1 protein-coding gene is annotated in these 354 nt (G+C 39.8%); it reads left to right on the top strand.

Translation table 11 applies throughout. The annotated features are described in order from the left end of the window. The coding region (locus ACVC08_RS00450; protein WP_452600549.1) for a hypothetical protein at positions 1-354 on the top strand (354 nt) is incomplete at both ends.

Raw genomic sequence — 354 nt, forward strand, 5'->3', positions numbered from 1 at the left:
GCAGATATCGAAATATTTACAGATGCATCATGTAACTACGATGCTGGAGTAAATATAACAGGAGATGTTACAAACGAAGCAGATAACTGTTCTTCAACGCTAGACGCGACCTACACAGACACTGTAGTCGCTGGAACTTGCGAAGGATCATTCGTAATCACCAGAACATGGACATTAACAGATAGCTGTGGTAACACTGTGCCAGAACAAACGCAAACCATTACCGTTTCCGATAATATTGCACCAACATTTACTGCACCTGCAGATATTGAGATAGAATGTGATCAAGACCCTAATGACCTTACTATTACTGGTGATGTTACTGATGAAAATGACAACTGTTCTACAACATTA

The organism is Pontimicrobium sp. MEBiC06410 (genome assembly GCF_053601615.1).